This is a genomic window from Rahnella perminowiae (assembly GCF_019049755.1).
Lineage (GTDB): Bacteria > Pseudomonadota > Gammaproteobacteria > Enterobacterales > Enterobacteriaceae > Rahnella > Rahnella perminowiae.
On record NZ_JAFMOS010000587.1, the window covers coordinates 1 to 24,042 of the forward strand.

Annotated in this window: 30 protein-coding genes; 15 read left to right on the forward strand and 15 right to left on the reverse strand. The window is 53.0% G+C overall.

Annotation, left to right across the window (positions count from 1 at the left end; all coding sequences use genetic code 11):
- Positions 1-35 precede the first annotated feature (35 nt).
- Positions 36-209, reverse strand: a complete 174-nt coding sequence (locus J1785_RS16995) for a hypothetical protein (protein ID WP_165383685.1) — start codon at positions 207-209, stop codon at positions 36-38.
- Between the two features lie 330 nt (positions 210-539).
- Between J1785_RS16995 and J1785_RS17000 the strand changes: the two genes are divergently transcribed.
- A complete protein-coding gene (locus tag J1785_RS17000) occupies positions 540-1,004 on the forward strand; it encodes a GNAT family N-acetyltransferase (RefSeq protein ID WP_129951494.1) in 465 nt (154 codons plus the stop codon).
- An 81-nt stretch (positions 1,005-1,085) separates the two neighbouring features.
- On the opposite strand, the gene J1785_RS17005 is transcribed toward J1785_RS17000, so the two are convergent.
- The 3 genes from J1785_RS17005 to fliE all read right to left on the reverse strand — a co-directional run bounded on the left by J1785_RS17005 (position 1,086) and on the right by fliE (position 2,817).
- Positions 1,086-1,325, reverse strand: a complete 240-nt coding sequence (locus J1785_RS17005; RefSeq protein WP_129951495.1) for a hypothetical protein — start codon at positions 1,323-1,325, stop codon at positions 1,086-1,088.
- A gap of 149 nt (positions 1,326-1,474) precedes the next feature.
- On the reverse strand, positions 1,475-2,380 hold the full coding sequence (locus J1785_RS17010; protein WP_129951496.1) for a bestrophin family protein: 906 nt from the start codon (positions 2,378-2,380) through the stop codon (positions 1,475-1,477).
- A 122-nt stretch (positions 2,381-2,502) separates the two neighbouring features.
- A complete protein-coding gene (fliE, locus tag J1785_RS17015; RefSeq protein WP_013575795.1) occupies positions 2,503-2,817 on the reverse strand; it encodes a flagellar hook-basal body complex protein FliE in 315 nt (104 codons plus the stop codon).
- Between the two features lie 282 nt (positions 2,818-3,099).
- Here fliE and fliF point away from each other — a divergent pair, with 282 nt between their 5' ends.
- From fliF to fliR, 13 genes are all read left to right on the forward strand, one after another.
- Entirely contained in the window at positions 3,100-4,809 is a 1,710-nt protein-coding gene (gene fliF / locus J1785_RS17020; RefSeq protein WP_129951497.1) for a flagellar basal-body MS-ring/collar protein FliF, read from the forward strand.
- On the forward strand, positions 4,806-5,798 hold the full coding sequence (gene fliG / locus J1785_RS17025) for a flagellar motor switch protein FliG (protein ID WP_217219967.1): 993 nt from the start codon (positions 4,806-4,808) through the stop codon (positions 5,796-5,798). Before fliF ends, fliG begins: the two co-directional genes overlap by 4 nt.
- A complete protein-coding gene (fliH, locus tag J1785_RS17030; protein ID WP_238483259.1) occupies positions 5,791-6,576 on the forward strand; it encodes a flagellar assembly protein FliH in 786 nt (261 codons plus the stop codon). Before fliG ends, fliH begins: the two co-directional genes overlap by 8 nt.
- Positions 6,576-7,940, forward strand: a complete 1,365-nt coding sequence (gene fliI / locus J1785_RS17035; protein WP_047610946.1) for a flagellar protein export ATPase FliI — start codon at positions 6,576-6,578, stop codon at positions 7,938-7,940. The genes fliH and fliI overlap by 1 nt, the downstream gene beginning before the upstream one ends.
- A 22-nt stretch (positions 7,941-7,962) precedes the next feature.
- Positions 7,963-8,409, forward strand: coding sequence for a flagellar export protein FliJ (gene fliJ / locus J1785_RS17040; protein ID WP_129951499.1), 447 nt, complete (start codon positions 7,963-7,965; stop codon positions 8,407-8,409).
- On the forward strand, positions 8,406-9,788 hold the full coding sequence (locus J1785_RS17045) for a flagellar hook-length control protein FliK (protein WP_217219969.1): 1,383 nt from the start codon (positions 8,406-8,408) through the stop codon (positions 9,786-9,788). Before fliJ ends, J1785_RS17045 begins: the two co-directional genes overlap by 4 nt.
- 208 nt (positions 9,789-9,996) lie before the next feature.
- Positions 9,997-10,497 (forward strand): flagellar basal body-associated protein FliL, encoded by a 501-nt coding sequence (fliL, locus tag J1785_RS17050; RefSeq protein ID WP_129951501.1) that lies wholly within the window; start codon positions 9,997-9,999, stop codon positions 10,495-10,497.
- A 7-nt stretch (positions 10,498-10,504) separates the two neighbouring features.
- On the forward strand, positions 10,505-11,521 hold the full coding sequence (fliM, locus tag J1785_RS17055) for a flagellar motor switch protein FliM (protein ID WP_129951502.1): 1,017 nt from the start codon (positions 10,505-10,507) through the stop codon (positions 11,519-11,521).
- On the forward strand, positions 11,514-11,930 hold the full coding sequence (gene fliN, locus J1785_RS17060; protein ID WP_013575804.1) for a flagellar motor switch protein FliN: 417 nt from the start codon (positions 11,514-11,516) through the stop codon (positions 11,928-11,930). The genes fliM and fliN overlap by 8 nt, the downstream gene beginning before the upstream one ends.
- Positions 11,930-12,367: a flagellar biosynthetic protein FliO gene (gene fliO / locus J1785_RS17065; RefSeq protein ID WP_129951503.1), complete on the forward strand. Its 438-nt coding sequence runs from the start codon at positions 11,930-11,932 to the stop codon at positions 12,365-12,367. The genes fliN and fliO overlap by 1 nt, the downstream gene beginning before the upstream one ends.
- Positions 12,364-13,146, forward strand: a complete 783-nt coding sequence (gene fliP, locus J1785_RS17070; protein WP_129951504.1) for a flagellar type III secretion system pore protein FliP — start codon at positions 12,364-12,366, stop codon at positions 13,144-13,146. Before fliO ends, fliP begins: the two co-directional genes overlap by 4 nt.
- A gap of 165 nt (positions 13,147-13,311) precedes the next feature.
- Positions 13,312-13,581, forward strand: a complete 270-nt coding sequence (gene fliQ, locus J1785_RS17075) for a flagellar biosynthesis protein FliQ (RefSeq protein ID WP_015697566.1) — start codon at positions 13,312-13,314, stop codon at positions 13,579-13,581.
- A 3-nt stretch (positions 13,582-13,584) separates the two neighbouring features.
- On the forward strand, positions 13,585-14,370 hold the full coding sequence (gene fliR / locus J1785_RS17080) for a flagellar biosynthetic protein FliR (RefSeq protein WP_129951505.1): 786 nt from the start codon (positions 13,585-13,587) through the stop codon (positions 14,368-14,370).
- Between the two features lie 4 nt (positions 14,371-14,374).
- On the opposite strand, the gene rlmC is transcribed toward fliR, so the two are convergent.
- The 10 genes from rlmC to J1785_RS17130 all read right to left on the reverse strand — a co-directional run bounded on the left by rlmC (position 14,375) and on the right by J1785_RS17130 (position 23,407).
- Positions 14,375-15,505, reverse strand: coding sequence for a 23S rRNA (uracil(747)-C(5))-methyltransferase RlmC (gene rlmC, locus J1785_RS17085; protein ID WP_217219973.1), 1,131 nt, complete (start codon positions 15,503-15,505; stop codon positions 14,375-14,377).
- A gap of 80 nt (positions 15,506-15,585) precedes the next feature.
- The gene (locus J1785_RS17090; protein WP_129951507.1) at positions 15,586-16,032 is read right to left on the reverse strand and encodes a YbjO family protein; all 447 of its coding nucleotides are present in this window, start codon (positions 16,030-16,032) and stop codon (positions 15,586-15,588) included.
- A 112-nt stretch (positions 16,033-16,144) separates the two neighbouring features.
- Positions 16,145-16,990: a putrescine ABC transporter permease PotI gene (potI, locus tag J1785_RS17095; RefSeq protein ID WP_129951508.1), complete on the reverse strand. Its 846-nt coding sequence runs from the start codon at positions 16,988-16,990 to the stop codon at positions 16,145-16,147.
- Positions 16,987-17,940 (reverse strand): putrescine ABC transporter permease PotH, encoded by a 954-nt coding sequence (gene potH, locus J1785_RS17100; RefSeq protein WP_129951509.1) that lies wholly within the window; start codon positions 17,938-17,940, stop codon positions 16,987-16,989. Before potH ends, potI begins: the two co-directional genes overlap by 4 nt.
- A gap of 11 nt (positions 17,941-17,951) precedes the next feature.
- Positions 17,952-19,085, reverse strand: coding sequence for a putrescine ABC transporter ATP-binding subunit PotG (gene potG, locus J1785_RS17105; protein WP_129951510.1), 1,134 nt, complete (start codon positions 19,083-19,085; stop codon positions 17,952-17,954).
- A gap of 266 nt (positions 19,086-19,351) precedes the next feature.
- On the reverse strand, positions 19,352-20,461 hold the full coding sequence (gene potF / locus J1785_RS17110) for a spermidine/putrescine ABC transporter substrate-binding protein PotF (RefSeq protein WP_129951511.1): 1,110 nt from the start codon (positions 20,459-20,461) through the stop codon (positions 19,352-19,354).
- A 429-nt stretch (positions 20,462-20,890) separates the two neighbouring features.
- On the reverse strand, positions 20,891-21,373 hold the full coding sequence (locus tag J1785_RS17115; protein ID WP_129951512.1) for a YbjN domain-containing protein: 483 nt from the start codon (positions 21,371-21,373) through the stop codon (positions 20,891-20,893).
- A gap of 147 nt (positions 21,374-21,520) precedes the next feature.
- Entirely contained in the window at positions 21,521-22,423 is a 903-nt protein-coding gene (gene rimK / locus J1785_RS17120; RefSeq protein WP_129951513.1) for a 30S ribosomal protein S6--L-glutamate ligase, read from the reverse strand.
- An 18-nt stretch (positions 22,424-22,441) separates the two neighbouring features.
- On the reverse strand, positions 22,442-23,164 hold the full coding sequence (gene nfsA / locus J1785_RS17125) for an oxygen-insensitive NADPH nitroreductase (protein WP_129951514.1): 723 nt from the start codon (positions 23,162-23,164) through the stop codon (positions 22,442-22,444).
- A 48-nt stretch (positions 23,165-23,212) separates the two neighbouring features.
- Positions 23,213-23,407 carry a hypothetical protein gene (locus J1785_RS17130; protein WP_129990371.1) on the reverse strand — a complete coding sequence of 65 codons (195 nt, stop codon included), beginning with the start codon at positions 23,405-23,407 and terminating at the stop codon, positions 23,213-23,215.
- A 42-nt stretch (positions 23,408-23,449) separates the two neighbouring features.
- On the opposite strand from J1785_RS17130, the gene J1785_RS17135 reads away from it, so the two are divergent.
- Positions 23,450-23,716 carry a GrxA family glutaredoxin gene (locus J1785_RS17135; protein ID WP_013575818.1) on the forward strand — a complete coding sequence of 89 codons (267 nt, stop codon included), beginning with the start codon at positions 23,450-23,452 and terminating at the stop codon, positions 23,714-23,716.
- Positions 23,717-23,784: 68 nt separating this feature from the next.
- Here the strand turns inward: J1785_RS17135 and ybjM are convergent.
- Positions 23,785-24,042 (reverse strand): inner membrane protein YbjM (ybjM, locus tag J1785_RS17140; RefSeq protein WP_217219975.1); only part of this gene is annotated, 258 nt, incomplete at its 5' end.

Below are 24,042 nucleotides of genomic sequence, written 5' to 3' on the forward strand. Positions count from 1 at the left end.
CCTCATGAGTGGATTGTCATTTAAGCTACTGATCACTAAGGTTTCACGATACCGCGAATAAAGTGTTCATTCACCCTGATCACATTACCCGTTTCCACGTTAATGACCTGGTATTGCACGGGTTTAACCTCATCCAGAACAGTGATAACTTCAAACAAACCTGGTGTAAAAGTAAGCGTGACATAAACGCCAACAGGATAGACAGCCATAATTTTATCCTTTCTATCAACCTCTTATAATATACGTCCTTTCCCCCGGCGAGATCATACGCACAGTATTAATCACAGCAGGTTATTTCATTTTATACATTAATCACTTTGGATGAATGTTGCATAAAAGAAATAGAGATCATGTATAAAATGAAGCAGAGACACTTAAAATCAGATAACTCTGACAGACGACTCAGCAATATAATTAAGTTTTACACTCTTCTTACATATCCAGGCTTTTCCCGCCACAGTTCTCCCTGCCAGAGCCTTGTTTTCGGGGTAATTTAAGTTAAGAATATGAATCCATTTTGTTATATCGAGAGCCCGCGTGTGAGTGCCCAGATTTTTGAAACCGATGCGGCACATCCGCATCTGACACGACTGATTGCTGAGCTTGATGCTTATCAATACCCGCTCTACCCGCCGGAATCATTTCAGGGAATTAACATCACTGAGCTTGATGACGGTGAAATCACGTGTTTTATGGCGAGAGTTGATGATGACTGGGCTGGTTGCGCCTGTCTGTTTATCACAAAACACGGTCTCGCAGAAATGAAGCGGGTGTATGTGAACCCGCTGTTTCGCGGTCAGGGTATTGCCTCATTACTGATTGCAGCAATCGAAAAGAAACTGAAAATGTTGGGGCACTATGAACTGTTCCTTGAAACGGGTGTGTTTCAGGAAAAAGCCATCACATTGTATGAAAAACTGGGGTATTGCCGGACAGAGGCGTTTGGTGACTATGCTCTGTGCCCGGATCCACTGAGTGTTTATATGATGAAACCGGTGAGATAACACGGGGGAAAACGGCAGCGATAATAATATATACCTCCATAACGCTGTCCGCTGACAGGGTTATGGAGGTGCAAAAAGCGTTTACATCAGAGCGTTGCTTTTTGTTGCTGCCTGATTGTTAGGCGGAATAACCCATTTTTTAAGTGTGATGATGAAAAAATTTTTACCCTTGGTGATTTTCGCACCACGGTCACCGCACTCCAGTGCAAGTTTGAAAAACTCATCACTGTTGATATTAAAAGCCAGCTCGACTTTTTTCACCATGCCGGAATTAAGCAGATCTTCAGCTTCGTGCAATGATTTGGCCTGAATAACTGACATAACAACCTCGTGATATCGGAACGGAAAAGATTGTGTTAGCCCCCGCAGCTTATTTCACTTTTGTTTCGATATTATGACAGTCTCGTGAATATTCAGATTATTGCCACTACAGCGCACAGAAATCACTCAATTCGTGTCGCCGGTCACATCTATGTCAGACGGAAGCGTAAATCCGGCACCGGCGTGTCCGGCAACTGCGACTGGTTGTTCATTTCAAGCAAGTTAATCTCAATGTTGGTACACATGGCATCCAGCGGCAGATGGTTATTGGCAAGACCAAAAGGCATTTCCAGTTCTTCCGCCAGTGTATCAAGTGACAGAAAACTATAGGAAATAAAGCCTGACACCAGCAATGTCATGTAGTGCAGATCCACCACCAGCGCAAACGGCAACAAACTACAGAACAGATATACCGTCCGGTGCAGCAACAGGCCATAAGCAAACGGGATCGGCATGCTGACAATACGTTCACATCCACCGACCACCTGGGAAAGCTGCAGGAGCGTGGAATCCATATGGGTGTAGACAATATCCGACAGATCACCGCTGCGGCGTTGCTCAGCCAGCCATTGTGACAAGCGCAGCTGAATCATATTGGTCGGCGCACGGCGCGATAGAATATCTTCCGCATCTTCCCCCATCAGTCGCCCGAGATCCGCATGAGGATCGCTGTGACGCAACTGATGTTTGAGGCTGTAACAGAAAGCCAATAATAACGTGGTCACGCGCTGCGCCTCTTGCGGACACACCGCCATGACCTGACTTTGCAACGTCCGGCAGGCAATCAGCAGGCCGCCCCATAATTGCCGAGCCTCAATGTAGCGTGAATACGCGACACTGTTACGAAAGCCGAGGAAAATCGCGATAGAGACGCCGAGCAGACTGAAAGGCGCGAGCGTCAGTTTCACACCCAGGGTCTCGTACCAGGGAAGGATCAGAATGGCGGCAAGAGACATCAGTAAGTTGAGGCTCAGACGGAACAGAATGCTGGGCAGAACAGAGCCATGCCAGGCGAATAAACGCCAGAACCAGTGGCGGGGGGGACGGATTATCATTTTGTGCAGATGCTTTATGCAGGTGAAGCGATTTTTTTGGCGATTCTGGCAAATAATTCTGCACATGCAAAGGACAATTTTGTGACATCCGCAACATTTTTTCTGTAATCGGCCTTATTCAATTACACCGACATGTTCATCACGTCCTGATACGCCGCCACCAGCTTATTTCTCACCTGGACACCCAGTTGTAAAGAAATCGAGGATTTCTGCAGGTCGACCATCACGTCGTTCAGGCTGACGCCGGGAACGCCCATCTCCAGCTTTTCAGATTCCAGTTTTGCATTGTTCTGGGTCTCGCTGATTTTACCTAATGCCGCTTTTAATTCGCTGGCAAAACCGGCTTCTGATGCGGTATCCGTCTTTGGTGCGGCACCGGCCTGGATTGCCGTGGCCTGCATCTGCTGTAAAACACTCTCAATGCCTTGAATTGACATGTTTTCTCCGTTTATCGGGCTGTCGATGAACAAATGGCTTCTTTCATGGAATGACACCCTATCACATCAGTTTTTTCCTAAACGCGGTAATTGAACCTAAAAACCACGGCTTATCGGGCCATTAACTTTGCACTAAGCGGCAAATAATGGCTCACCTAGAAAATAGGCCTGCCTGTACGGAGGGCTGAAAAATGTCACGCTTTAACGATTGCGCACTTGGGAGTCTGTTTTGTTAAGAGACAACATGAACATCACCATTCAACAGCTAAATAGGGATCTTGTATGAGTTCCGCAATAGCCGGCGCAGAAACCCCTCCAAGCGGTTTTACTGCGTTGCTTAATCGCCTGCGCGCCAACCCAAAAGTTCCTATCGCCATCGCAGCTGCCGCTGCCGTGGCTATTGTTGTTGTCATGATGCTGTGGGCCAAACAGCCTACTTATAAGGTGCTCTTCAGCAATCTCGGTGATCAGGATGGCGGTGCCATCGTCACTCAGCTGACCCAAATGAATATTCCTTATCAGTTTTCTGACAACGGCGGTGCGTTGCTGATCCCGGCTGACAAGGTCTATGAAACGCGTCTGAAACTGGCTGCGGCCGGTTTACCTAAAGGCGGCGCGGTCGGTTTTGAATTAATGGATCAGGAAAAATTCGGCATCAGCCAGTTCAGCGAGCAGATCAACTATCAGCGCGCACTGGAAGGTGAACTCTCACGCACAATCGAAACGCTGGGCCCGGTCAGCAGCGCCCGTGTCCATTTGGCTATTCCTAAGCCATCGTTGTTTGTCCGCGAACAAAAAAATCCTTCAGCTTCTGTGACCCTGAATTTACAACCGGGTCGTGCGCTGGATGATGGTCAGATCAACGCCATCGTTTATATGGTATCGAGCAGTGTCTCCGGCTTACCGCCTGCAAACGTTACCGTGGTGGATCAGAGCGGCCATCTGCTGACACAGTCTGATAACAACGGTCGTGACCTGAACGCTTCTCAGCTGAAATACGCCAATGAAGTGGAAGGCCGTCTGCAACGTCGTATTGAATCCATTCTGCAACCTGTGGTCGGCAACGGTAACGTGCATGCGCAAATCACCGCGCAGATTGATTACGCCAGCCGTGAGCAGACAGATGAAAATTATCAGCCAAATGGTTCTCCGGATAAAGCGGCGGTGCGTTCACGCCAGTTAAGCACCAGCGATCAGATTGGCGGTACCTCTGTGGGCGGCGTGCCAGGCGCATTGAGCAACCAGCCAGCTCCGTCAGCCACAGCCCCGGTGACTAACCCACCGGCGGCGAACAATGCCAATGGTACGCAGAATCAGACCGGCAGCACGGCACAGAATGCAGCGGCAAGTGCCAATGCCAACGTGCCGTCTAACCGTCGTCGTGATGAAACGACCAACTATGAAGTCGACCGCACCATCACACATACCCAGCACAGTGCCGGTGCCGTTCAGCGTCTGTCTGCGGCGGTAGTGGTTAACTATCAGGTCGGGCCGGATGGCAAAGCGAAGCCGCTGACCGACGACCAGTTGAAGAAAATTGATGATCTGGTCCGCGAAGCGATGGGCTTCTCCCAGGAACGTGGCGATACGCTGAACGTGGTGAATACGCCGTTCAATCAGACAACCGATGATTCCGGTGATCTGCCGTTCTGGAAACAACAGGCGTTCTTTGATCAGTTACTCAATGCAGGTCGCTGGTTACTGGTGCTGATTGTGGCCTGGCTGCTGTGGCGCAAGATGGTTCGTCCGATGTTGCGCAAACAGCAGGCAGACAAAGAAGCCGCCGCTGCCGCTGCACTCGCAGCCTCTATGCCGCAGCCTGAAGGCAGCAAACCGGTCAAACTCAGCAATGACGAGCTGGAGAAACGTAAACGTTCACAACAGCGTGTCAGTGTCGAAGTACAGACCCAACGTGTTCAGGAGCTGGCCGATAAAGATCCACGTATCGTCGCCCTGGTTATCCGCCAATGGATGAGTACCGAACAACCATGACTATGACCGGAACCGAAAAAAGCGCCGTTTTGATGATCACGCTGGGTGAAGACCGCGCGGTGGAGGTATTCAAACACCTCTCCCCTCGCGAAGTGCAGCAAATCAGCGGCGCGATGGCGAATATTCATCAGATTTCTAACAAACAGCTGGCAGAAGTGCTGAATGAGTTCGAAGACGAATCCGAGCAGTACGCCGCACTGAGTGTCAATACCAGCGAATACCTGCGTTCGGTGCTGACCAAAGCGCTGGGCGAAGAGCGCGCCTCGAGTCTGCTGGAAGACATTCTGGAGTCGCGCGAAACCACCAGCGGCATGGAAACACTGAACTTCATGGAACCGCTGATGGCGGCCGACCTTATCCGCGACGAACATCCGCAGATTATCGCCACCATCCTTGTGCACCTCAAACGTGGCCAGGCTGCCGATATTCTGGCGCTGTTCGACGAACGTCTGCGCAACGACGTGATGCTGCGTATCGCGACCTTCGGCGGCGTCCAGCCAGCGGCGCTGGCTGAACTGACGGAAGTACTGAACAACCTGCTTGATGGTCAGAACCTCAAACGTTCGAAGATGGGTGGTGTTCGTACTGCGGCAGAAATTATCAACCTGATGAAAACTCAGCAGGAAGAAGCGGTTATCGAAGCCGTTCGTGGTTACGACGGCGAGCTGGCGCAGAAAATTATCGACGAGATGTTCCTGTTCGAAAACCTCGTGGATGTGGACGACCGCAGTATTCAGCGCCTGTTGCAGGAAGTCGAAGGCGAATCGTTACTGGTGGCACTGAAAGGGGCGGAACAGCCATTGCGCGACAAATTCCTGCGCAACATGTCGCAACGTGCAGCAGATATCCTGCGCGACGACCTGGCAAACCGTGGACCGATGCGTATGTCTCTGGTCGAGAACGAACAAAAAGCGATTCTGCAGACGGTTCGCCGCCTGGCAGAGTCCGGCGAAATGATGGTTGGCGGCGGCGAGGATTCTTATGTCTGATTCTCCTCATACTGATTCTCCGGAATCTGAAAAGCCGGCAACGGAAACGAAAACTGCAGAAGAACGTCATGCAGAGCGTATCAACGCCCTGCCCTGGCAACGGTGGAAGCCGGGCGATCTCAGAATGCCGGTCTTTACCACGCCCGATGAGCCTTTACTGGCCGATGGCGAAGAAGAACAAGACAACGGACAACCCAAAGTTCAGGTAGACCAGAACGAATTGCTGAATCTTCAGCGTCGCGCTGAACAGCAGGGTTTCCAGCAGGGCCTTGATGCCGGACAGAAACAAGGTTACGCCGCGGGTTTCCAGCAAGGTCAGGAAGCCGGACTGCAACAGGCGTTACAGGAAGGTCAGCAACAGCAGGCGGTGCTGACTGAGCACTGGCAGCACATGGTTTCTGACTTCCAGCAAACGCTGGATGCACTCGACAGTGTTATTGCTTCCCGTCTGATGCAGATGGCGCTGACTGCCGCCAAACAGATTATTGGTCAGGCACCCATATGTGACGGTTCTGCCCTGCTTAATCAGATTCAGCAATTGATCCAGCAGGAACCGATGTTCAAGGGCAAACCGCAACTGCGCGTTAACCCGGCAGACTTCGAACGTGTGGAATTACAACTTGGTGCCAGCCTCAGTATGAACGGCTGGCGACTGCTGGCCGACAGCCAGATCCACAGCGGGGGGTGTAAAGTCAGTGCCGAAGATGGCGACATGGACGCTTCGCTGGCCACCCGCTGGCATGAGCTGTGCCGTCTCGCTGCGCCGGGAGATCTCTGATGACCGCCCGCCTGAGCCGTTTGCTGAAAACGCTGGATGACGCGGAAAAACGTATGGCCCGCACGCCGTCAGTCCGTCGCTATGGTCGCCTGACCCGGGCAACAGGTCTGGTGCTGGAAGCCACCGGATTGCAACTGCCTCTGGGTGCAACCTGTCTGATTGAACGCCATGACGGGCCGGTCGTGCAGGAAGTGGAAAGTGAAGTGGTCGGTTTCAACGGTCAGAGCCTGTTCCTGATGCCGCTGGAAGAAGTGGAAGGCATTTTACCGGGTGCGCGTGTGTATGCCCGTATTGCCGCCGATGGTCAGACCGCAGGCAAACAACTGCCGCTCGGCCCGCAGTTGCTCGGCCGCGTGCTGGATGGCAGCGCCAAACCGCTCGATAGTTTACCGCCGCCGGACACCGGCTATCGCGCCGCTCTTATCACGCCACCGTTCAACCCGCTGCAACGTACGCCGATAACGGATGTACTGGATGTCGGCGTTCGTGCCATTAACGCCCTGCTGACCGTCGGTCGCGGCCAGCGTATGGGGCTTTTCGCCGGTTCCGGTGTGGGTAAATCTGTCCTGCTCGGCATGATGGCGCGTTACACCAAAGCAGACGTCATTGTGGTCGGGCTGATTGGTGAGCGTGGCCGTGAAGTTAAAGATTTTATCGAGAATATTTTGGGCGATGAAGGACGCGCCCGTTCCGTGGTTATCGCGGCACCGGCTGACGTGTCTCCCCTTTTGCGTATGCAGGGTGCCGCTTACGCCACGCGTATCGCTGAAGATTTCCGTGACCGCGGCCAGCACGTATTGCTGATCATGGATTCCCTGACCCGCTATGCCATGGCGCAGCGTGAAATCGCCCTGGCGATAGGTGAGCCCCCGGCTACCAAAGGCTATCCGCCTTCCGTATTTGCAAAACTGCCTGCGCTGGTTGAACGTGCGGGTAACGGTATCAGCGGCGGCGGCTCGATTACCGCGTTCTATACCGTGCTGACCGAGGGGGATGACCAGCAGGATCCGATTGCCGATTCCGCCCGCGCCATTCTTGACGGCCATGTGGTGTTGTCGCGCCGTTTAGCGGAATCCGGCCATTATCCGGCCATTGATATTGAAGCGTCGATCAGCCGTGCGATGACCTCACTTATCGATGACGCGCAGTACGGGCGCGTACGTAATTTCAAACAATTGTTATCCAGTTATCAGCGTAACCGTGACCTGGTCAGCGTCGGCGCCTATGCCGCAGGCAGCGATCCGATGCTCGATCGCGCTATCAAGCTGTATCCGCAGATGGAAAACTTTCTGCAGCAGGACATCATGGAACGCAGCACATATGAAGACGCCTGTCTGGAACTGAACATGTTGCTCCCGGGCTAAACCTAGATAAGCAGAGGCATAAATGGAAAGCTCATCGCCGTTAATCACACTTTGCTCGCTGGCGCAAAAAGCGCTGGATCAGGCGACCAGTCATTTGGGCCAAATCCGGCAGTCGCATCATCAGGCAAAAGAACAGCTCACCATGCTGCTCAATTATCAGCGTGAATACCGGGAAAAACTCAACTCCACCATGACCGGCGGGATTGCCGCGAATACCTGGCAAAACTATCAGCAGTTTATCGGAACGCTGGAAGTCGCAATTGAGCAGCACCGTAAACAGTTACAACAATGGGATCAGCGGCTGAATGCGGCGGTTAACCAGTGGCAGGATAAGCAGCAACGGCTCAATGCATACCAGACGTTGCAAACCCGCGCCAGTGAGCAACAACGTTCTCTGGAAAACAAGATTGATCAAAAGCAGAACGATGAGTTCGCCCAGCGCAGCGCACACAGGAAGAAACAATCATGAATCTGAACATTTTGCCTGCAGCCGTTACCACGGCCAAGACTACCGCGAGCGCGGCGACAGGCAGTTCATCTGCCAGCACATCAGCGGCGACGGACATCAGTACAATTCCCGATACCGGCGCAACCAGCCCGGCTGATTTTGCCAGCCAGCTTGAAGCTCAGCTCGGCGAAAAAGTGGATCCTAAAATCACCAGCACGTTAGCCAAACTCGGCCAGCAAATTTCCGCCAAAGGGGCGATCGTCGATAAAACGACACTGACGCAGGCGGTGGCGTCGGGTGAAGAAGATGGCAGCCTGATGCTGGATGAAAGTGATCTGAGCAAAATGATTGCCGCCATTCAGATACTGCCGGCTGGCACTCTGAAAGGTGCGGGCACCGCGTCGGTCAAAGATGCTGCCCTGAGCGATAAAGATAAAGACAGCGCTGACACCAGCACTGATCTTTCGGTTCAGTCCCTGCTCGCTCAGCTGGCGGTTCAGCAACAACCTGCCCCGCAGGTCCAGACCGCAACCGCCGTAGCCACGCAAATTACCCGCAATGAGACGCCTGCAACTGATAAGCAAAATTCGCTGCTGGGTGGGCTGACCGCATCTTCCTTACTGACCGGTGAGGGCAAAACGGCCGCCGTAACGGATACCGATCCGAAAGCTGCAGCCTCCGGCACTACCACAGCGGGTTCTGCGCAGCATGCAGCCAGCAGTAAAGCAACCACCGGCAACACCCCTGATTTTAGCAGCGCCCTGGCGTCAATGAGTGCAGCAGCCGGCAATGCCGCGGCTTTACAGCAAAATGACAGCCGCCCTTCTGATAACAGCACACAGGCACTGAATCAGCTGAGCACTGCGGCTGTTGCCGTTTCTTCCGCCCCGGTGTCCACCACGCCGACCACCACCAGCGCCGTGACCGCGCCGTCCACGCCACTGCTTAACGCACAGCTCGGTACGCCGGAATGGCAACAACAACTGGGTCAGCAAGTGATGATGTTCAACCGTCAGGGGCAACAGACCGCAGAACTTCGTCTGCATCCTGCGGATCTTGGCTCTATCCAGATCAGCATGAAGATTGAAAATAATCAGGCGCAGCTGCATTTTGTGTCGGGTCACAGCGGCGTGCGCTCGGCAATTGAATCCGCCATGCCGGAACTTAAAACGGCGCTGGCAGATAATGGTATCAGCCTGGGTCAGAGCAGCGTGGGCAGCGACAGTTCGCAGTGGCAACAGGCCCAGCAGCAAAGTCAGTCCGGTTCGCAGCAAGGTAACGCGGCCAGCTGGGCGGCGTTCAACTCCGGCAGCAGCACTTCTGCCAGCGATGCTTTGCCGGTTCCGGCATCGATAGCGTCACGGGTCAGCGGCAATAACAGCGTGGACATTTTTGCGTAGGAATTTGCGTAAAAGTCCACAGAATTGTTTCAGATAATTACCGACGGTCAGTTCTCCCTTAATTCAAACGGCAGAGCTGACCTTATTTATCCCGCCTATTCTGACTATTGAACAACAGGATAAGCGGGATAATCATTCTTAGAATTGACTCAGCAGTAGGGTGCTCCTCACGCCAGACTGCTCATACTTACAGGAAATCGCCTCATCCATGTCTGACTCTGCTCTCTCGGCATCGCGTAAGAAAAAGCGGCCGTTAATGATGATTCTGCTGTTACTGATTGCCATCGGAGCCTGTGGTGCGGCCGGTTACGCCTGGTGGATGTTGCACAAACAACAATCCGGAAATGGAACACAGACGGCTGAAGTGAAAAAGCAAGAACCCCCTGCGGCACCGATCTTCCTGGCACTGGATACCTTCACCGTTAACCTGCAAACAGCGGATAACGATCCTGACCGTGTGCTGTATATCGGCCTGACCCTGCGTCTGCCGGACGAAAGAAATCGGGCTACGCTTAATGAATACCTGCCTGAAGTTCGCAGCCGGTTGCTGCTGCTGCTCTCCCGTCAGAAGACGACGGATTTAGTCAGCGAAGCCGGTAAACAACAGCTGGTTCAGGACATCAAACAGGTTCTGGACGCACCACTGGTCAAAGGTCAGCCTCCACAGGCGATCAGCGACGTGCTTTTCACTGCTTTCATACTGCGATAAACAAATTATGGGCGACAGCATACTTTCACAGGCCGAGATCGACGCGCTGCTCAATGGTGACAGTGACAGTGCAGGCGACACCACGACCGCCACACAGACTGCCGCGTCTGATGACGGTGTAAAACCTTTTGACCCTACGACGCAGCGTCGCGTTGTTCGTGAGCGGTTGCAGGCTCTGGAAATCATTAACGAGCGCTTTGCCCGTCATTTCCGTATGGGTTTGTTCAACCTCTTACGCCGCAGCCCGGACATCACCGTAGGGGCGATCAAAATCCAGCCCTACCACGAGTTTGCCCGTAATTTACCGGTGCCGACCAACCTGAACCTTATCCATCTGAAACCTCTGCGCGGTACGGCGCTGTTTGTGTTCGCCCCGAGCCTGGTCTTTATTGCCGTGGATAACCTGTTCGGTGGCGATGGCCGTTTTCCGACCAAAGTGGAAGGACGCGAGTTCACTCACACGGAACAGCGGGTGATTAAACGCATGCTCACCCTGGCACTGGATGCCTACGAAGATGCCTGGAGCGGCGTTTACAAGCTGAGCGTGGAATATGTGCGTGCCGAATTGCAGATCAAATTCACTAACATTACTTCGTCTCCCAATGACATCGTGGTGACCACGCCGTTCCATGTGGAAATCGGCGCGCTGAGCGGTGATTTCAATATCTGTATTCCGTTCAGCATGATTGAACCTTTACGTGAGCTTCTGACCAATCCGCCGGTCGAAAACTCACGCAATGAAGAAAGTCAGTGGCGTGAAAACCTGGTGAACCAGGTTCAGCAGTCTGAGCTGGAGCTGGTGGCGAATTTTGTTGAAATCCCGCTGCGCCTGTCTCAGATCCTGAAACTGCAACCGGGTGATGTCCTGCCGATTGAGAAGCCGGACCGCCTGATCGCCCACGTTGACGGCGTTCCTGTACTGACCAGCCAATATGGCACTTTAAACGAACAATACGCCCTGCGCGTTGAACATTTGATCAACCCAATTTTAAATTCTCTAGATGAGGAACAGCCCCATGAGTGACACCAATAAACCGTCTGACGCCGGATCGGATAACGTTGACGATTTATGGGCTGATGCGTTTAACGAACAACAGTCTGCGGGCGGCGCGAAAGCGTCAACTGACGGTGTTTTCGCCGCGCTGGGTGCCCAGGACGGAACCGGCAGTTTGCAAGATATCGACATGATCCTCGATATTCCGGTGAAACTGACCGTGGAATTAGGTCGCACCAAAATGACCATCAAAGAACTGCTGCGTCTTTCGCAGGGATCCGTCGTGTCGCTCGACGGTCTGGCCGGTGAGCCTCTGGATATCCTCATCAACGGTTATCTGATTGCTCAGGGTGAAGTGGTGGTGGTCGCCGATAAATATGGCGTACGTATTACGGACATCATCACGCCGTCAGAACGCATGCGCCGTCTGAGCCGCTGATGAGTCAGAATGCCGCGACGGATTCTCCGTACATTTCCGGCCCGGTAAACCACGCCACCACGCAGAGCTCCCCTCAGGCCCTGCCTGCCGGTTCCGTGCTGACGCAAGTCAGCACCGTGCTCGGCGGCATCCTGCTGCTGATCCTGTTTATTGGCTGGGTGGTTAAGCGCGCTGGTTTTGCGCCGCAGTCAAAAAATAACAAACTGCTGAAAGTGACCGCCAGTGTACAGGTCGGTCGCAGTGAAAAAGTGGTGATCGTGGAAGTCGATAATACCTGGCTGGTGCTGGGTGTGACGGCGCAAAACATCACCCCGCTGCACACACTGAGCGCGCCTCCGGCGGGACAGACGCCGGACTCAGGCACCCCCCATAACCCGCCAGCTGATTTCCGTCAGCTGATGCAGAAAATATTGAAACGTCCGGGAAAGCAGGCATGACCTTCTTGAAATCCGCCCTTACCGCTGCCCGTCAGCGCCCTGTTCGCCTGCTCACTCACCTGTGTCTGCCACTGTTACTGCTCGCCAGCCCGACGGCTTTTGCGCAATTACCGGGGATCATCAGCCAGCAGATGTCTAACGGGGCACAAAACTGGTCGCTGCCGATCCAGACGCTGGTGTTCATCACCACACTGACCCTGTTACCTGCGATGTTGCTGATGTGTACCAGTTTTACCCGCATCATTATCGTGCTGGGTTTACTACGAAATGCGCTGGGTACGCCTTCCGCGCCGCCAAACCAGGTGCTGCTCGGCCTTGGCCTGTTTCTGACCTTCTTCGTGATGGCGCCGGTCTTCGACAAAATTTACAGCGATGCCTATCAGCCGTTCACCGAAAACAAAATCACCATGCAGGAAGCAATGGACAAAGGCGCTCAGCCACTGCGTCAGTTTATGCTGCGTCAGACCCGCGAAAGTGACCTTGCGCTGTATGCCCGGCTGGCTAACATCCCGCCACTGGCAGGGCCTGAAGCCGTGCCGATGCGTATTTTACTGCCAGCTTATGTGACCAGCGAACTGAAAACTGCTTTCCAGATTGGCTTCACCGTATTCATTCCCTTCATGATTATCGACCTGGTGGTCGCCAGCGTTCTGATGGCGCTGGGGATGATGATGGTGCCACCGGCCACCATCTCGCTGCCCTTCAAGCTGATGCTGTTCGTGCTGGTCGATGGCTGGCAATTATTACTCGGCTCTCTGGCGCAGAGTTTTTACAGTTAATTCAAAACGCCAAACTTAATGGGCGTTTTTTGCTCCTCCCCCTGCGAAGGGGGAGGCCGGTAGGGGGTTTTACAGGCAACTTCAAATTGTGAGCTGCTATTCATCCCCCACCCCTCCCCTTCGCAGGGGAGGGAGTTGCCCGTCTTCTTTTGTGAGAATTGAGTCATGACTCCTGAATCGGTAATGGCATTGGGCAATGAAGCAATGAAGGTTGCATTAGCCGTTGCTGCGCCTTTGTTACTGGCCGCGCTGGTGACCGGACTGATTGTCAGCCTGTTGCAGGCGGCGACACAGATCAACGAACAAACGCTGTCTTTCATTCCTAAAATTCTGGCCGTTGTGGCGACTATCGTGATCGCCGGGCCGTGGATGCTGAACCTGCTGCTGGATTACATCCGTACGTTGTTTACCAACCTGCCTTACATCATCGGTTAATCTATGGTTTCCTTCGACAGCACCCAGTTAGCCGGATGGCTGAGCATGTATTTCTGGCCATTGCTGCGAATTCTGGCGCTGATCAGCACCGCGCCGATCACCAGTGAAAAAGCCGTACCGAAGCGGGTGAAACTCGGTCTGGGGATGATGATCACCTTCCTGATTGCGCCTTCCCTGCCACCGGTGGACACGCCGATTTTCTCCACGCCTGCACTGTGGCTGGCGATGCAGCAGATTATGATTGGCACAGCGTTAGGGATAACCATGCAGCTTGCGTTTGCCGCTATCCGCATGGCCGGTGAAATTATGGGTTTGCAGATGGGGATTTCGTTTGCGACGTTTTATGACCCGAGCAACCGTCTTAATACCCCATTGCTGGCGCAGTTTTTAAACCTGCTGGCGGTGTTGCTTTTCCTGAGTTTCAACGCGCACCTGTGGCTGATTTCTTTGCTGGCCGACAGTTTCCATACCCTGCCCGTCAGCCCTAACCCGGTCAATGCAGAAGGGTTTATGGCGGTCGCCAAAGCGGGCAGCATGGTGTTCAGCGGCGGGATGATGCTGGCCTTACCGATTGTGACGTTGTTGCTGACGCTTAATATGGCGCTCGGTTTGTTAAACCGTGTAACGCCGCAGCTTTCCGTGTTCGTCATCGGTTTCCCGCTGACACTCAGCATCGGCATTCTGGCCATCAGCCTGATGATGCCGATGCTTGCCCCGTTCAGCGAGCATCTGTTCAGTGAAATTCTGGATAAGATTGTGCTGATCATGAATCAGCTGGCGACTGACTGAGGGCTTAACGCCGCACCAGCAGCGCCATCACTTCATAATGCGCGGTATGCGGGAACATGTCGAAAAGCTGAACGCGCGCGATGCGATAATCCGGCAATAAGGTCAGATCCTGCGCCAGCGTTTTCGCGTTACAGCTTGAATAAAGCAGGGTTTCCGGCGCCATGTGGCTCAGATATTCGCACAACGCTTTGCCGATGCCACGACGTGGCGGGTTCACCAGCACCAGATCCGGCACCTCACCTTTGCCGGTCGCGAAACCGGTGGAATCGAGCGCCTGAAACTCCACGTTTTTCAGCCCCAGACGCGCCGCTGATTCTTTCGCGCAGGCAATCGCTTCCGCGCTGATTTCGATGCCGGTCAGTTTCATCTGCGGTGTGGCGCAGTGCAAACCAAAACCGCCCACACCACAGAACAAATCCCACATACTCCGGATATCCCCACGCGCCCTCACCCATTCCCGCGCCGTGGCATAAAGCTTTTCTGCCACCACAGGGTTGGTCTGGAAAAAGCTCTGCGGGCGGATAAACAACGGCACATGGTTAAAATTTTCTTCCAGCCGCTGCACATCAGTCAGCGCAATTTCGGTATCCCCTTCGAGGATCGCCATATGCACCGGCTGGATATTGGCGGAAATCACTTTCAGCTGCGGCAACTGCTGTTGCAGCCACGGCAGCGCTGCGCGCAGTTGCGCCAGTTTGCTGTCTGAGCGCAACACAAAGCGCAGCATTATGCCGCCGTCTTTCCGGCTCTCAGTCAGTAACAGAAATTTCAGTTCGCCGCGTTTGCGTGCGACGTTGTAAGGCGTCAGCCCGGCGCGGGCAATAAAGGTTTTGAGCAGGGGAAAGACAGCGGAAAAACTGGCCGGATACAGCGGGCAATCACACAAATCGACCGGTGTACCGTCGCGGTGCAACATGCCGAGCAAAGGACGTTCCACGCTGCCGCTGACCACCATTTTGGCTTTATTACGAAATGCACTTTCCGCACCCGTCACTGGTTCACACCATTCATCCACCGGCAGCGCTGACAACAAATCGCTGAGATCCTGCTGTTTGTCGGCTAACTGTTGTAAATAAGGTTTGTCGAGCCACTGGCAGGAACGGCAGGTTCCGGCGGTATAAAGTGCGCAATGCATGAAAATTTCCGGTCATCAGATGCTGTAAAAACTGGCGCGCAGTTTATCACTGCGCAGCCGGAAAGACTCACTACCCGAGGCTATTTTTGGCGTGAAAAGTATCTGCGGCTGCTGGCAGGCAGATATAACACCAGCAACACCACGATATCGGGGACTTTTTGCATCAGCAGCGCATAGAGAAATTCGCCCTGTGTTCCGACGTTAAAACGAAAGATACGCGGCCTGAACCCGTCAAATGACGCGAGCAGCATGTAACCTACCACGATTACCTGACAGCCGATAAAGGCCCAACGTCCCCAGCGGCGGCCGCGCATCATGGCATAGGCGGCACGACATTCGATCAATACAATCAGCAGACTGGCCAGCATAATGAAACAGTTCAGCCAGGACTCTGCACTGACTTCGATAAAGCTCATCAGCCCTGAAAAGCCCATGGCATCGAACAGTAAAATAAATTCGAGTAAGCGCGTCGCGACAATTGCCGACGCGCCTATCATCACGGGAACAGGGATAAATGCGAATTTCACTTCCTCATGATTTCCTTATTGTTTTGAATACTCATCCTATCCCCTAAATCATTCGTGCTGCATCAAGGTGGCAACAAAATGACAAATCGGCCAGGAAATGAGATGACGGGGATTAATTCTGCGCTGCGCGCTGTATTTCCCGCCGTCTTTGTTTTTCGGCCCGCGACATAAACCACCAGGCGATCATACCGATGATGCCGACCACCAGCAGGATGAGCGTCGCCAATGCGTTGATTTCAGGGTTGACGCCCATACGTACGCTGGCAAATACCAGCATCGGTAACGTGGTCGCCCCCGGCCCGGCGACAAAACTGGCGATAACCAGATCGTCGAGAGACAGGGTAAATGCCAGCAACCAACCCGAAATCAGTGCCGGGAGGATCATAGGCAACGTAATAATAAAGAACACTTTCAGCGGTGCGGCGCCTAAATCCATCGCCGCCTCTTCGATGGAGTGGTCCAGTTCACGTAAACGCGCCGAGACCACGACCGCAACATAGGCACTACAAAACGTGACGTGTGCCAGCCAGATAGTGAACATGCCGCGCTCGGCCGGCCAGCCAAACGTGTGCCCCATCGCCACAAACAGCAACAGCAGCGCCAGACCGGTGATGACATCAGGCATGACCAGCGGCGCTGTCAGCATAAAAGCAAAACCGGTTGAACCGCGAAATCGCCTGAAACGTACCATGACCACAGCGGCCAGTGTGCCGACCACCACGGCCATGGTGGCGGCAGCGGTCGCAATCGACAGGCTCATGCCGACGGCACTGATCATCGCCGAATCATGGAAAAGCTGAGTATACCAGCGGGTAGACCAGCCAGCCCAGACCGTGACCAGCTTGGAGCTGTTGAATGAATAAATAACCAGCATCAGCATCGGGGCGTACAAAAACGTAAAGCCGAGCACCAGAATAAGAATTCGCCACGGCGAACGAACAACCGGTAACTGATTCATTCTTTCTCTCCCAGCTCTTTGTTTTGGTATTTCTGGAACCACAGGATAGGCATGATCAGCAGCAACAGCATAACCACCGCCACTGCGGAGGCCACCGGCCAGTCACGGTTATTGAAAAATTCCTGCCACAGAACACGGCCGATCATATTACTGTCCGGCCCGCCCAGCAGTTCCGGGATTACGTATTCCCCCACTGCCGGGATGAAGACCAGCATCGAACCGGCAATAATTCCGCCTTTGGTCAGCGGCATAATCACTTTGAAGAACGTCTTCATCGGACGCGCGCCGAGATCCTGCGCCGCCTCTACCAGCGAGTAATCCATACGGGTCAGCGCGGTGTAAATCGGCAACACCATAAAGGGCAGATATGAATACACAATGCCGATATACACGGCCAGATTGGTATGCAAAATCACCAGCGGCTGGTCAATAACATGCAACCAGAGCAGCACGTTATTCAGCACACCGTTATCTTTGAGAATGCCAATCCAGGCATACACACGGATCAGGAACGACGTCCATGACGGCAGGATCACCAGCAACAACAGAATATTGCGCGTCGAGGTGCGGCTGTGCGCCACTGCCCACGCCAGCGGATAACCAATCAGCAGACACAGCAGTGTAGAAACTGCCGCCACTTGCAATGATTGCAAATACGCATCGATGTACAGCGGATCCTGCGTCAGACCGATGTAATTGGCGATATTAAGAGCAATATCCAGCATGCCGTCTGACCAGGTCACCAGATCGGTATACGGGGGAATGGCACGCGCCATTTCAGCAAAACTGATTTTGAAGACAATCAGGAACGGCAATAAAAACAGCAGCAGGAACCACATCAGCGGCAGCAGGATCACCAGCTTGCGGCCATGACGCTGTTGCAGACGGCCGGTGAAAGCTTTAAATCCGCCCGGCGGTTTGCTGGCCGGAATTTCGGAGATTACAGACATTTTCATCCCCCTCAGACAGTCAGCACGACACAACTGTCGGCTTCCCAGCACAGGCGCACTTCGTCGCCCCAGGTTGGCATACCTTTGCGGAAACGGTGACCGTTCTGCAACTGCGCAGTGATCATCTGCCCGCTATGCAACCTGACGTGATAAATCGACAGGTCGCCCAGATAGGCAATGTTCACCACTTCGCCAACCGCAAAATTACAACCATCCTGCGGGACTTCTTCACACAGCATGATTTTTTCCGGGCGGAGCGCGACATACACCGGCACGCCGTCCACGACGGAAACATCCGGATCGACTTTCAGCGGATGCAACAGGCCGGGAGACGTCAGCAGCAGTGCATCGTCCAGACGCTCTTTCAGCACGCCTTCAAACACATTCACTGAGCCGATAAATTCGGCGCTGAACCTGCTGGTCGGGTGCTCATAAATTTCTTCCGGCTCGCCGATTTGCACAAATTTGCCGCGATTCATGATGGCGATCCGCCCCGCCATGGTCATCGCTTCTTCCTGATCGTGAGTCACCATCACGCAGGTCGCACCGACACGCTCAAGAATATCCACGACTTCCAGCTGCATACGGTCACGCAGCTTTTTATCCAGGGCACCCATCGGCTCATCAAGCAGCAATAATTTTGGCCGTTTAGCCAGACTGCGGGCCAGCGCCACGCGCTGACGCTGGCCGCCGGAAAGCTGGTGCGGTTTACGTTTGGCGTATTCCTGCATATGCACCAGGGTCAGCATTTCCGCCACACGGCTTTTGATTTCCGCAGACGGCAGTTTGTCCTGCTTCAGGCCGAACGCAATGTTTTGTTCCACGGTCATGTGCGGGAACAGCGCGTAGGACTGAAACATCATATTGATCGGGCGCTGATAGGGCGGAACCTGGGAAAGATCGATGCCATCAAGCACGATTTGTCCCTGCGTGGGCGTCTCGAAACCCGCCAACATGCGTAACAATGTCGATTTCCCACAACCGGACGCGCCGAGCAGTGCGAAAATCTCGCCTTTGTATATGGTCAGACTGACATCATCGACGGCGGCCTGGCCTTCAAACGATTTGGTCAGATTGCGGATTTCCAGCAAAGGCGTAAAGCCTTTCTGGGACTTAGGCTGCGGGCGGGGGATAGCGTCGTTCACTCAGAGAAATCTCCGGTATCAGAATAAAGCAGTTCAAATAAGCATAACAGTCAGGGGGAAAAGTGCCTGATCTGTATGCCCAAAATACAGCCGGAAACAAAACGTCAGCGGCCCCGCCATCAATAAGCGGAGCCGCGTTAGCGATACTCAAAATCATTCTGGTTGCATCAAGGCGGCAAGTGAGAAGTCCCCGGGAGCTGACTCAAGTCAGTGACCGGGGCGCGTTCACGCAGCCAACACAGAGGCAGCCTGAAGGATGAAGAGTATTATTTGCCGGTTTTGACCTTGGTCCACGAACGGGTGATGACACGGTCAATCTTCGGATCCTGAACTTTCAGGGTGAAGAGTTTCGCCTGAACATCAGCCGGTGGGTAAATGCCCGGGTTATTACGCACATCTGCGTTCACCAGTGGCGTCGCGGCTTTGTTTCCGCTGGCGTAGTAAACGGTGTTACTGATTTGCGCGATAACTTTCGGTTCCATCAGGTAATTCAGGAACTGATAGGCTTCATCCAGATTTTTAGCATCCGCCGGGATCGCAAATACATCGAAGAAGGCCAGCGCCCCTTCTTTCGGAATGCTGTACGCCACGTTTACGCCATTTTTCGCTTCTTTGGCGCGGTTAGACGCCTGCATCACATCACCGGCCCAGCCGATTGCCACACAAATGTCGCCGTTGGCCAGGTCGTTAATGTACTGAGAAGAATGGAAATAACGGATGTTCGGACGCAGTTTCAGCAGCAGATCGTTCGCCGCACCGGTGTAATCGGATGCTTTGGTGCTGTTCGGATCCAGATGCAGATAATTCAGGACGGTTGCGTAGATTTCCGCCGGCGCATCGAGGAATGAAACGCCGCAGCTTTTTAGTTTTTCAAGGTTTTCAGGTTTGAGCACCAAATCCCAGCTGTCTACCGGGGCATCTTTACCCAGAACGGCTTTGACTTTATCGACGTTATAGCCGATACCGGTCGTCGCCCACAGATAAGGGATCGCGTATTTATTACCCGGATCATGCTGCGCCACCATCTTCAGCAGTTCAGGATCCATATTTTTGTAATTAGGCAGTTTGCTTTTATCCAGAGGCTGGAACACGCCGGCAGCCAGCTGACGTTCGAGGAAACTGGCCGATGGCACCACCAGATCGAAACCGGTACTGCCTGCCATGAGTTTGCCTTCCAGCACTTCGTTGGAATCAAACACGTCGTAAACCACTTTAATGCCGGTTTCCTTCTGGAAATCAGGCACGGTATTTGGCGCGATATAATCGGACCAGTTATAGATATGCAGCGTTTTTTCATCCGCAGACGCTGTGACGGACGCAGCCATAACCAGGCCGGCGACAACACCCGATAACCACTTTTTACGCAGGGTGAACATCCGTTACTACCTCCAAGACAGGGAATATAAAATTGAATTTGTATCATTGAGACTGATACAAAACCCTTCACACAACTGCCAGCCGACTCCCATGAAATATGCATAGGAATTCAACGTTGGCGCATACGCTGCCTGCGAATTAACCGTTTGGTTTTACGACGTAATCACGCTTGATGCAGAGTCAGAAGCATAGCGCCTGCAACCCCTGTGTACCAGCCTCCTGAGACAAAACCGGCGTTTATCGATTAATTATGCAGATTTAGTCTATACCGTCTGGCATTTTGCCTTTTAACAAAGTGAAATATCCGGCAACAACCACACAAATGCAGCATAACTTATGGCGAAAGCGGATAAAGGCAGCGGAGCCGCAATAAGCACGGCTCGCAGGAAAGGATCTTCAGAGGGGAAACAATGTCAGGAAAGAGAAAATTAATGCAACAAAGGCAGACTCACGGAAGTGACCGGCGTGCCTTCTTCTTCATCACCAAGGAACAGCAGATCATTGGCATGCGCTTCGAGAATAATCATCGACATCTGCTCTTCAGCCTGTTGCAGGAAGAAAGCAAACTGTTCTTCCGTCACACCCACCGCAATGGTCAGTGACTGGCAAACAATCAGTTTTGGCAGATTATCATCCTGAATATCCACGAATGCTTTAATGGTCAGTGAACTGGCATTAATCGAGCTCAGATCGGCAACCAACGGGATCAGCGCCGTCGGTTTGACTTCAGCCAGTGCAGAAAACAAAATCACATTATCTACGATATCGAGTTTGGCATCAAAAATGCCGTCAAAATTCTGCATATGCGGCAAATGGAGAGCCTGACAGGAATCACACTCGAAAAAAGAGATGCCCAACTGATCCAGCCAGCGCCGTAGCTGCGCTAAATCAGGGACGATGAGCGAATCCATAAAATGCCTCACGAGTTCAACACAACGAAAAAAACAACCCCTTCGTAACGTCAACGGCATTACGAAGGGGTCATAGCTTACGGAATATTGCCGGTTAGCGCTACGATCATTACCGGGTTGATGCTCATTAACGCGATGAAATAAGAATTACCCGCCGGATTTCAGACGAAATCCCGGTCGCGCCCTTTGCTCAATGTAGTCAATCATCATACCGGCGATATCCAGACCGGTGGTGGCTTCAATCCCTTCCAGCCCCGGCGAGGCATTCACTTCCATCACCAGCGGCCCGCGGTTTGAGCGTAAAATATCAACACCGGCCACGTCCAGCCCCAGAGTCTGCGCGGCTTTAACAGCAATATCTTTCTCCTGCGGCGTAATTTTGACATTGGTGGCCGTTCCGCCGCGATGCAGGTTCGAGCGAAAATCACCCGGCTTAGCCTGACGCTCAATCGCCCCTACTACTTTTTTGCCCACCACCAGACAACGAATATCGCGCCCTTCTGCTTCACGAATATATTCCTGAACCAGAATATGCGCGTTCAGACCGCGAAATGCATCGATGACACTTTCCGCCGCCTGCCGGGTTTCTGCCAGCACGACACCAATCCCCTGCGTACCTTCAACCAGCTTCACCACCAGCGGCGCACCACCGACCAGCGCAATCAAATCAGCAGTGTCATCCGGTGCATTGGCAAAACCGGTCGTTGGCAGATCAATCCCTTCGCGCGCCAGAATCTGCATGGAACGCAATTTATCGCGCGCCCGGGTGATCGCCACTGATTCATTAAGCGGAAAACTGCCCAGCATTTCAAACTGGCGCAGCACTGCCGTGCCATAAAAGGTGATCGCCGATCCAATTCTGGGGATAACAGCATGGTATTTATCCAGCTGATGCCCGCGATAATGCACGCTGGGCGCAGCGGGATTGATATTCATGTAGCAGGACAGCGGATCGATAATGTCGATTTCATGTCCGCGTGCTTGCGCCGCTTCCTTCAGGCGCTTACACGAATACAACGACCCGTCACGGGAAAGAATTGCAATTTTCATCCGACACTCCGTCGCCGTTTAGCGTGTTGCCCAACCTTGCCTGTGCAGTGCGTCCAGCATAAACGGACGCTGTTCCTTTTTGAGGGTACGAATAATCAAATCACTCCAGGTATCGCGTCGCGCATTGCTGTCGCGCTGCAGATAATACGCCGATAAAGCCTCGTCATATTGCGCCAGTTGCTCTTTATCTACCGGGTGATAGCTGTTTTCATGCACCAGCAAAGACTGCGGCATACGCGGCTTAACCTGATGATCCTGCGCAGGTGTTCCGATACAAAGACCAAACAAAGGCATTACAAATTTTGGCAGTTTCAGCAAATTCACAACATCTTCCACCTGGTTACGGATACCGCCGATAAACACGCCGCCAAGCCCCAGGGATTCAGCAGCGATCATGGCATTCTGCGCCATCAGCGCGGTATCCACACAGCCTAATAGTAACTGTTCAGCCAGGCCGAGTTCAGCCTCGGGATTGATCTGCAAATTACGATTGAAATCGGCGCAGAAAACCCAAAATTCTGCCGCGCTGGCGACGTATTTCTGCCCGCCGGTGTACTGCACCAGAACCTCACGCATCGCGGGATCGGTAACGCGGATAATGGAATAACATTGCAGAAAGCTTGAAGTCGAAGCAGCCTGCGCGGCGGCAATAATGGCTTCGCGTTGCTCGTCCGAGACCGGCTGATGAGTAAACGCACGGATGGAGCGGTGCGAGCGCAGAAGATCGATGGTCGGCGTCATTAAAAAATTCCTGAACGGGCGGTAAATGAAAAAGGTTTTATCAATCATTCATGCTGTGAGCACGGTTTGCAAGGCTTGCAGTATGAATTGATGCAACAATGTGTGGTGACCAGAAATCACTGCCGGTTCATTCAGATAGGTCAAAGGTATCGGACTGACAGGTAATTCCTGCTTTTTTTTATGATCTGCAACAGGCATAGTATCGACATCAAAAAGGTGATGTGGATAACAAAAAACAAACATTCCCTTTTCATTTATCTCGTTGGCATTAACAAAGGAGTCTCCATGTTTGCAGTAATTTTCGGACGTCCTGGCTGTCCTTATTGTGTACGCGCAAAGGAGTTGGCTGAAAAACTGACTGAAGAGCGTGATGATTTCAACTTCCGCTACATCGATATCCACGCGGAAGGCATCACTAAAGCCGACCTTGAAAAAACCGTGGGTAAACCGGTTGAAACCGTTCCGCAGATTTTCCTCGATCAGAAACACATCGGCGGCTGCACTGATTTCGAAGCCTATGCCAAAGAGCATCTTGCACTGTTCAGTAACTGAACTGAAAAATAAAGACATACACACAGCAAAAAGGCGCTCACTGAGCGCCTTTTTTATGGTTTCAGGTTTCAGTCATGCCTGAACTGCCGGTAAACAACCATCAGCAACTGAACCAGCATGGCGCCCAAAACGCACCAGAATATTGCGCTGGTGGCATACGCCAGTTCCTGAAACAGCGGACGAACGCGTGGATAAAAAGCCATACGCAATAAGAAACACACAGGGATAGAAGCCAGACCACCAATAAAAGACGAAAATATCGCCGAATCACGGGAAATCAGAGCGGTAACCACCCCCGGCAGCAGAAATAATAACAGACCATATTC

Coding starts and splice junctions, on each gene's coding strand:
- fliO (WP_129951503.1), top strand. CDS start 11,930: ATGAGTCAGAATGCCGCGACGGATTCTCCGTACATTTCCGGCCCGGTA.
- J1785_RS17130 (WP_129990371.1), bottom strand. CDS start 23,407: ATGTTTGTTTTTTGTTATCCACATCACCTTTTTGATGTCGATACTATG.
- J1785_RS16995 (WP_165383685.1), bottom strand. CDS start 209: ATGGCTGTCTATCCTGTTGGCGTTTATGTCACGCTTACTTTTACACCA.
- fliF (WP_129951497.1), top strand. CDS start 3,100: ATGAGTTCCGCAATAGCCGGCGCAGAAACCCCTCCAAGCGGTTTTACT.
- fliH (WP_238483259.1), top strand. CDS start 5,791: ATGTCTGATTCTCCTCATACTGATTCTCCGGAATCTGAAAAGCCGGCA.
- fliQ (WP_015697566.1), top strand. CDS start 13,312: ATGACTCCTGAATCGGTAATGGCATTGGGCAATGAAGCAATGAAGGTT.
- rimK (WP_129951513.1), bottom strand. CDS start 22,423: ATGAAAATTGCAATTCTTTCCCGTGACGGGTCGTTGTATTCGTGTAAG.
- fliN (WP_013575804.1), top strand. CDS start 11,514: ATGAGTGACACCAATAAACCGTCTGACGCCGGATCGGATAACGTTGAC.
- rlmC (WP_217219973.1), bottom strand. CDS start 15,505: ATGCATTGCGCACTTTATACCGCCGGAACCTGCCGTTCCTGCCAGTGG.
- fliL (WP_129951501.1), top strand. CDS start 9,997: ATGTCTGACTCTGCTCTCTCGGCATCGCGTAAGAAAAAGCGGCCGTTA.
- fliJ (WP_129951499.1), top strand. CDS start 7,963: ATGGAAAGCTCATCGCCGTTAATCACACTTTGCTCGCTGGCGCAAAAA.
- J1785_RS17135 (WP_013575818.1), top strand. CDS start 23,450: ATGTTTGCAGTAATTTTCGGACGTCCTGGCTGTCCTTATTGTGTACGC.
- nfsA (WP_129951514.1), bottom strand. CDS start 23,164: ATGACGCCGACCATCGATCTTCTGCGCTCGCACCGCTCCATCCGTGCG.
- fliG (WP_217219967.1), top strand. CDS start 4,806: ATGACTATGACCGGAACCGAAAAAAGCGCCGTTTTGATGATCACGCTG.
- J1785_RS17045 (WP_217219969.1), top strand. CDS start 8,406: ATGAATCTGAACATTTTGCCTGCAGCCGTTACCACGGCCAAGACTACC.
- potH (WP_129951509.1), bottom strand. CDS start 17,940: ATGTCTGTAATCTCCGAAATTCCGGCCAGCAAACCGCCGGGCGGATTT.
- fliR (WP_129951505.1), top strand. CDS start 13,585: ATGGTTTCCTTCGACAGCACCCAGTTAGCCGGATGGCTGAGCATGTAT.
- fliM (WP_129951502.1), top strand. CDS start 10,505: ATGGGCGACAGCATACTTTCACAGGCCGAGATCGACGCGCTGCTCAAT.
- fliI (WP_047610946.1), top strand. CDS start 6,576: ATGACCGCCCGCCTGAGCCGTTTGCTGAAAACGCTGGATGACGCGGAA.
- potF (WP_129951511.1), bottom strand. CDS start 20,461: ATGTTCACCCTGCGTAAAAAGTGGTTATCGGGTGTTGTCGCCGGCCTG.
- J1785_RS17005 (WP_129951495.1), bottom strand. CDS start 1,325: ATGTCAGTTATTCAGGCCAAATCATTGCACGAAGCTGAAGATCTGCTT.
- fliE (WP_013575795.1), bottom strand. CDS start 2,817: ATGTCAATTCAAGGCATTGAGAGTGTTTTACAGCAGATGCAGGCCACG.
- J1785_RS17115 (WP_129951512.1), bottom strand. CDS start 21,373: ATGGATTCGCTCATCGTCCCTGATTTAGCGCAGCTACGGCGCTGGCTG.
- J1785_RS17010 (WP_129951496.1), bottom strand. CDS start 2,380: ATGATAATCCGTCCCCCCCGCCACTGGTTCTGGCGTTTATTCGCCTGG.
- potI (WP_129951508.1), bottom strand. CDS start 16,990: ATGAATCAGTTACCGGTTGTTCGTTCGCCGTGGCGAATTCTTATTCTG.
- fliP (WP_129951504.1), top strand. CDS start 12,364: ATGACCTTCTTGAAATCCGCCCTTACCGCTGCCCGTCAGCGCCCTGTT.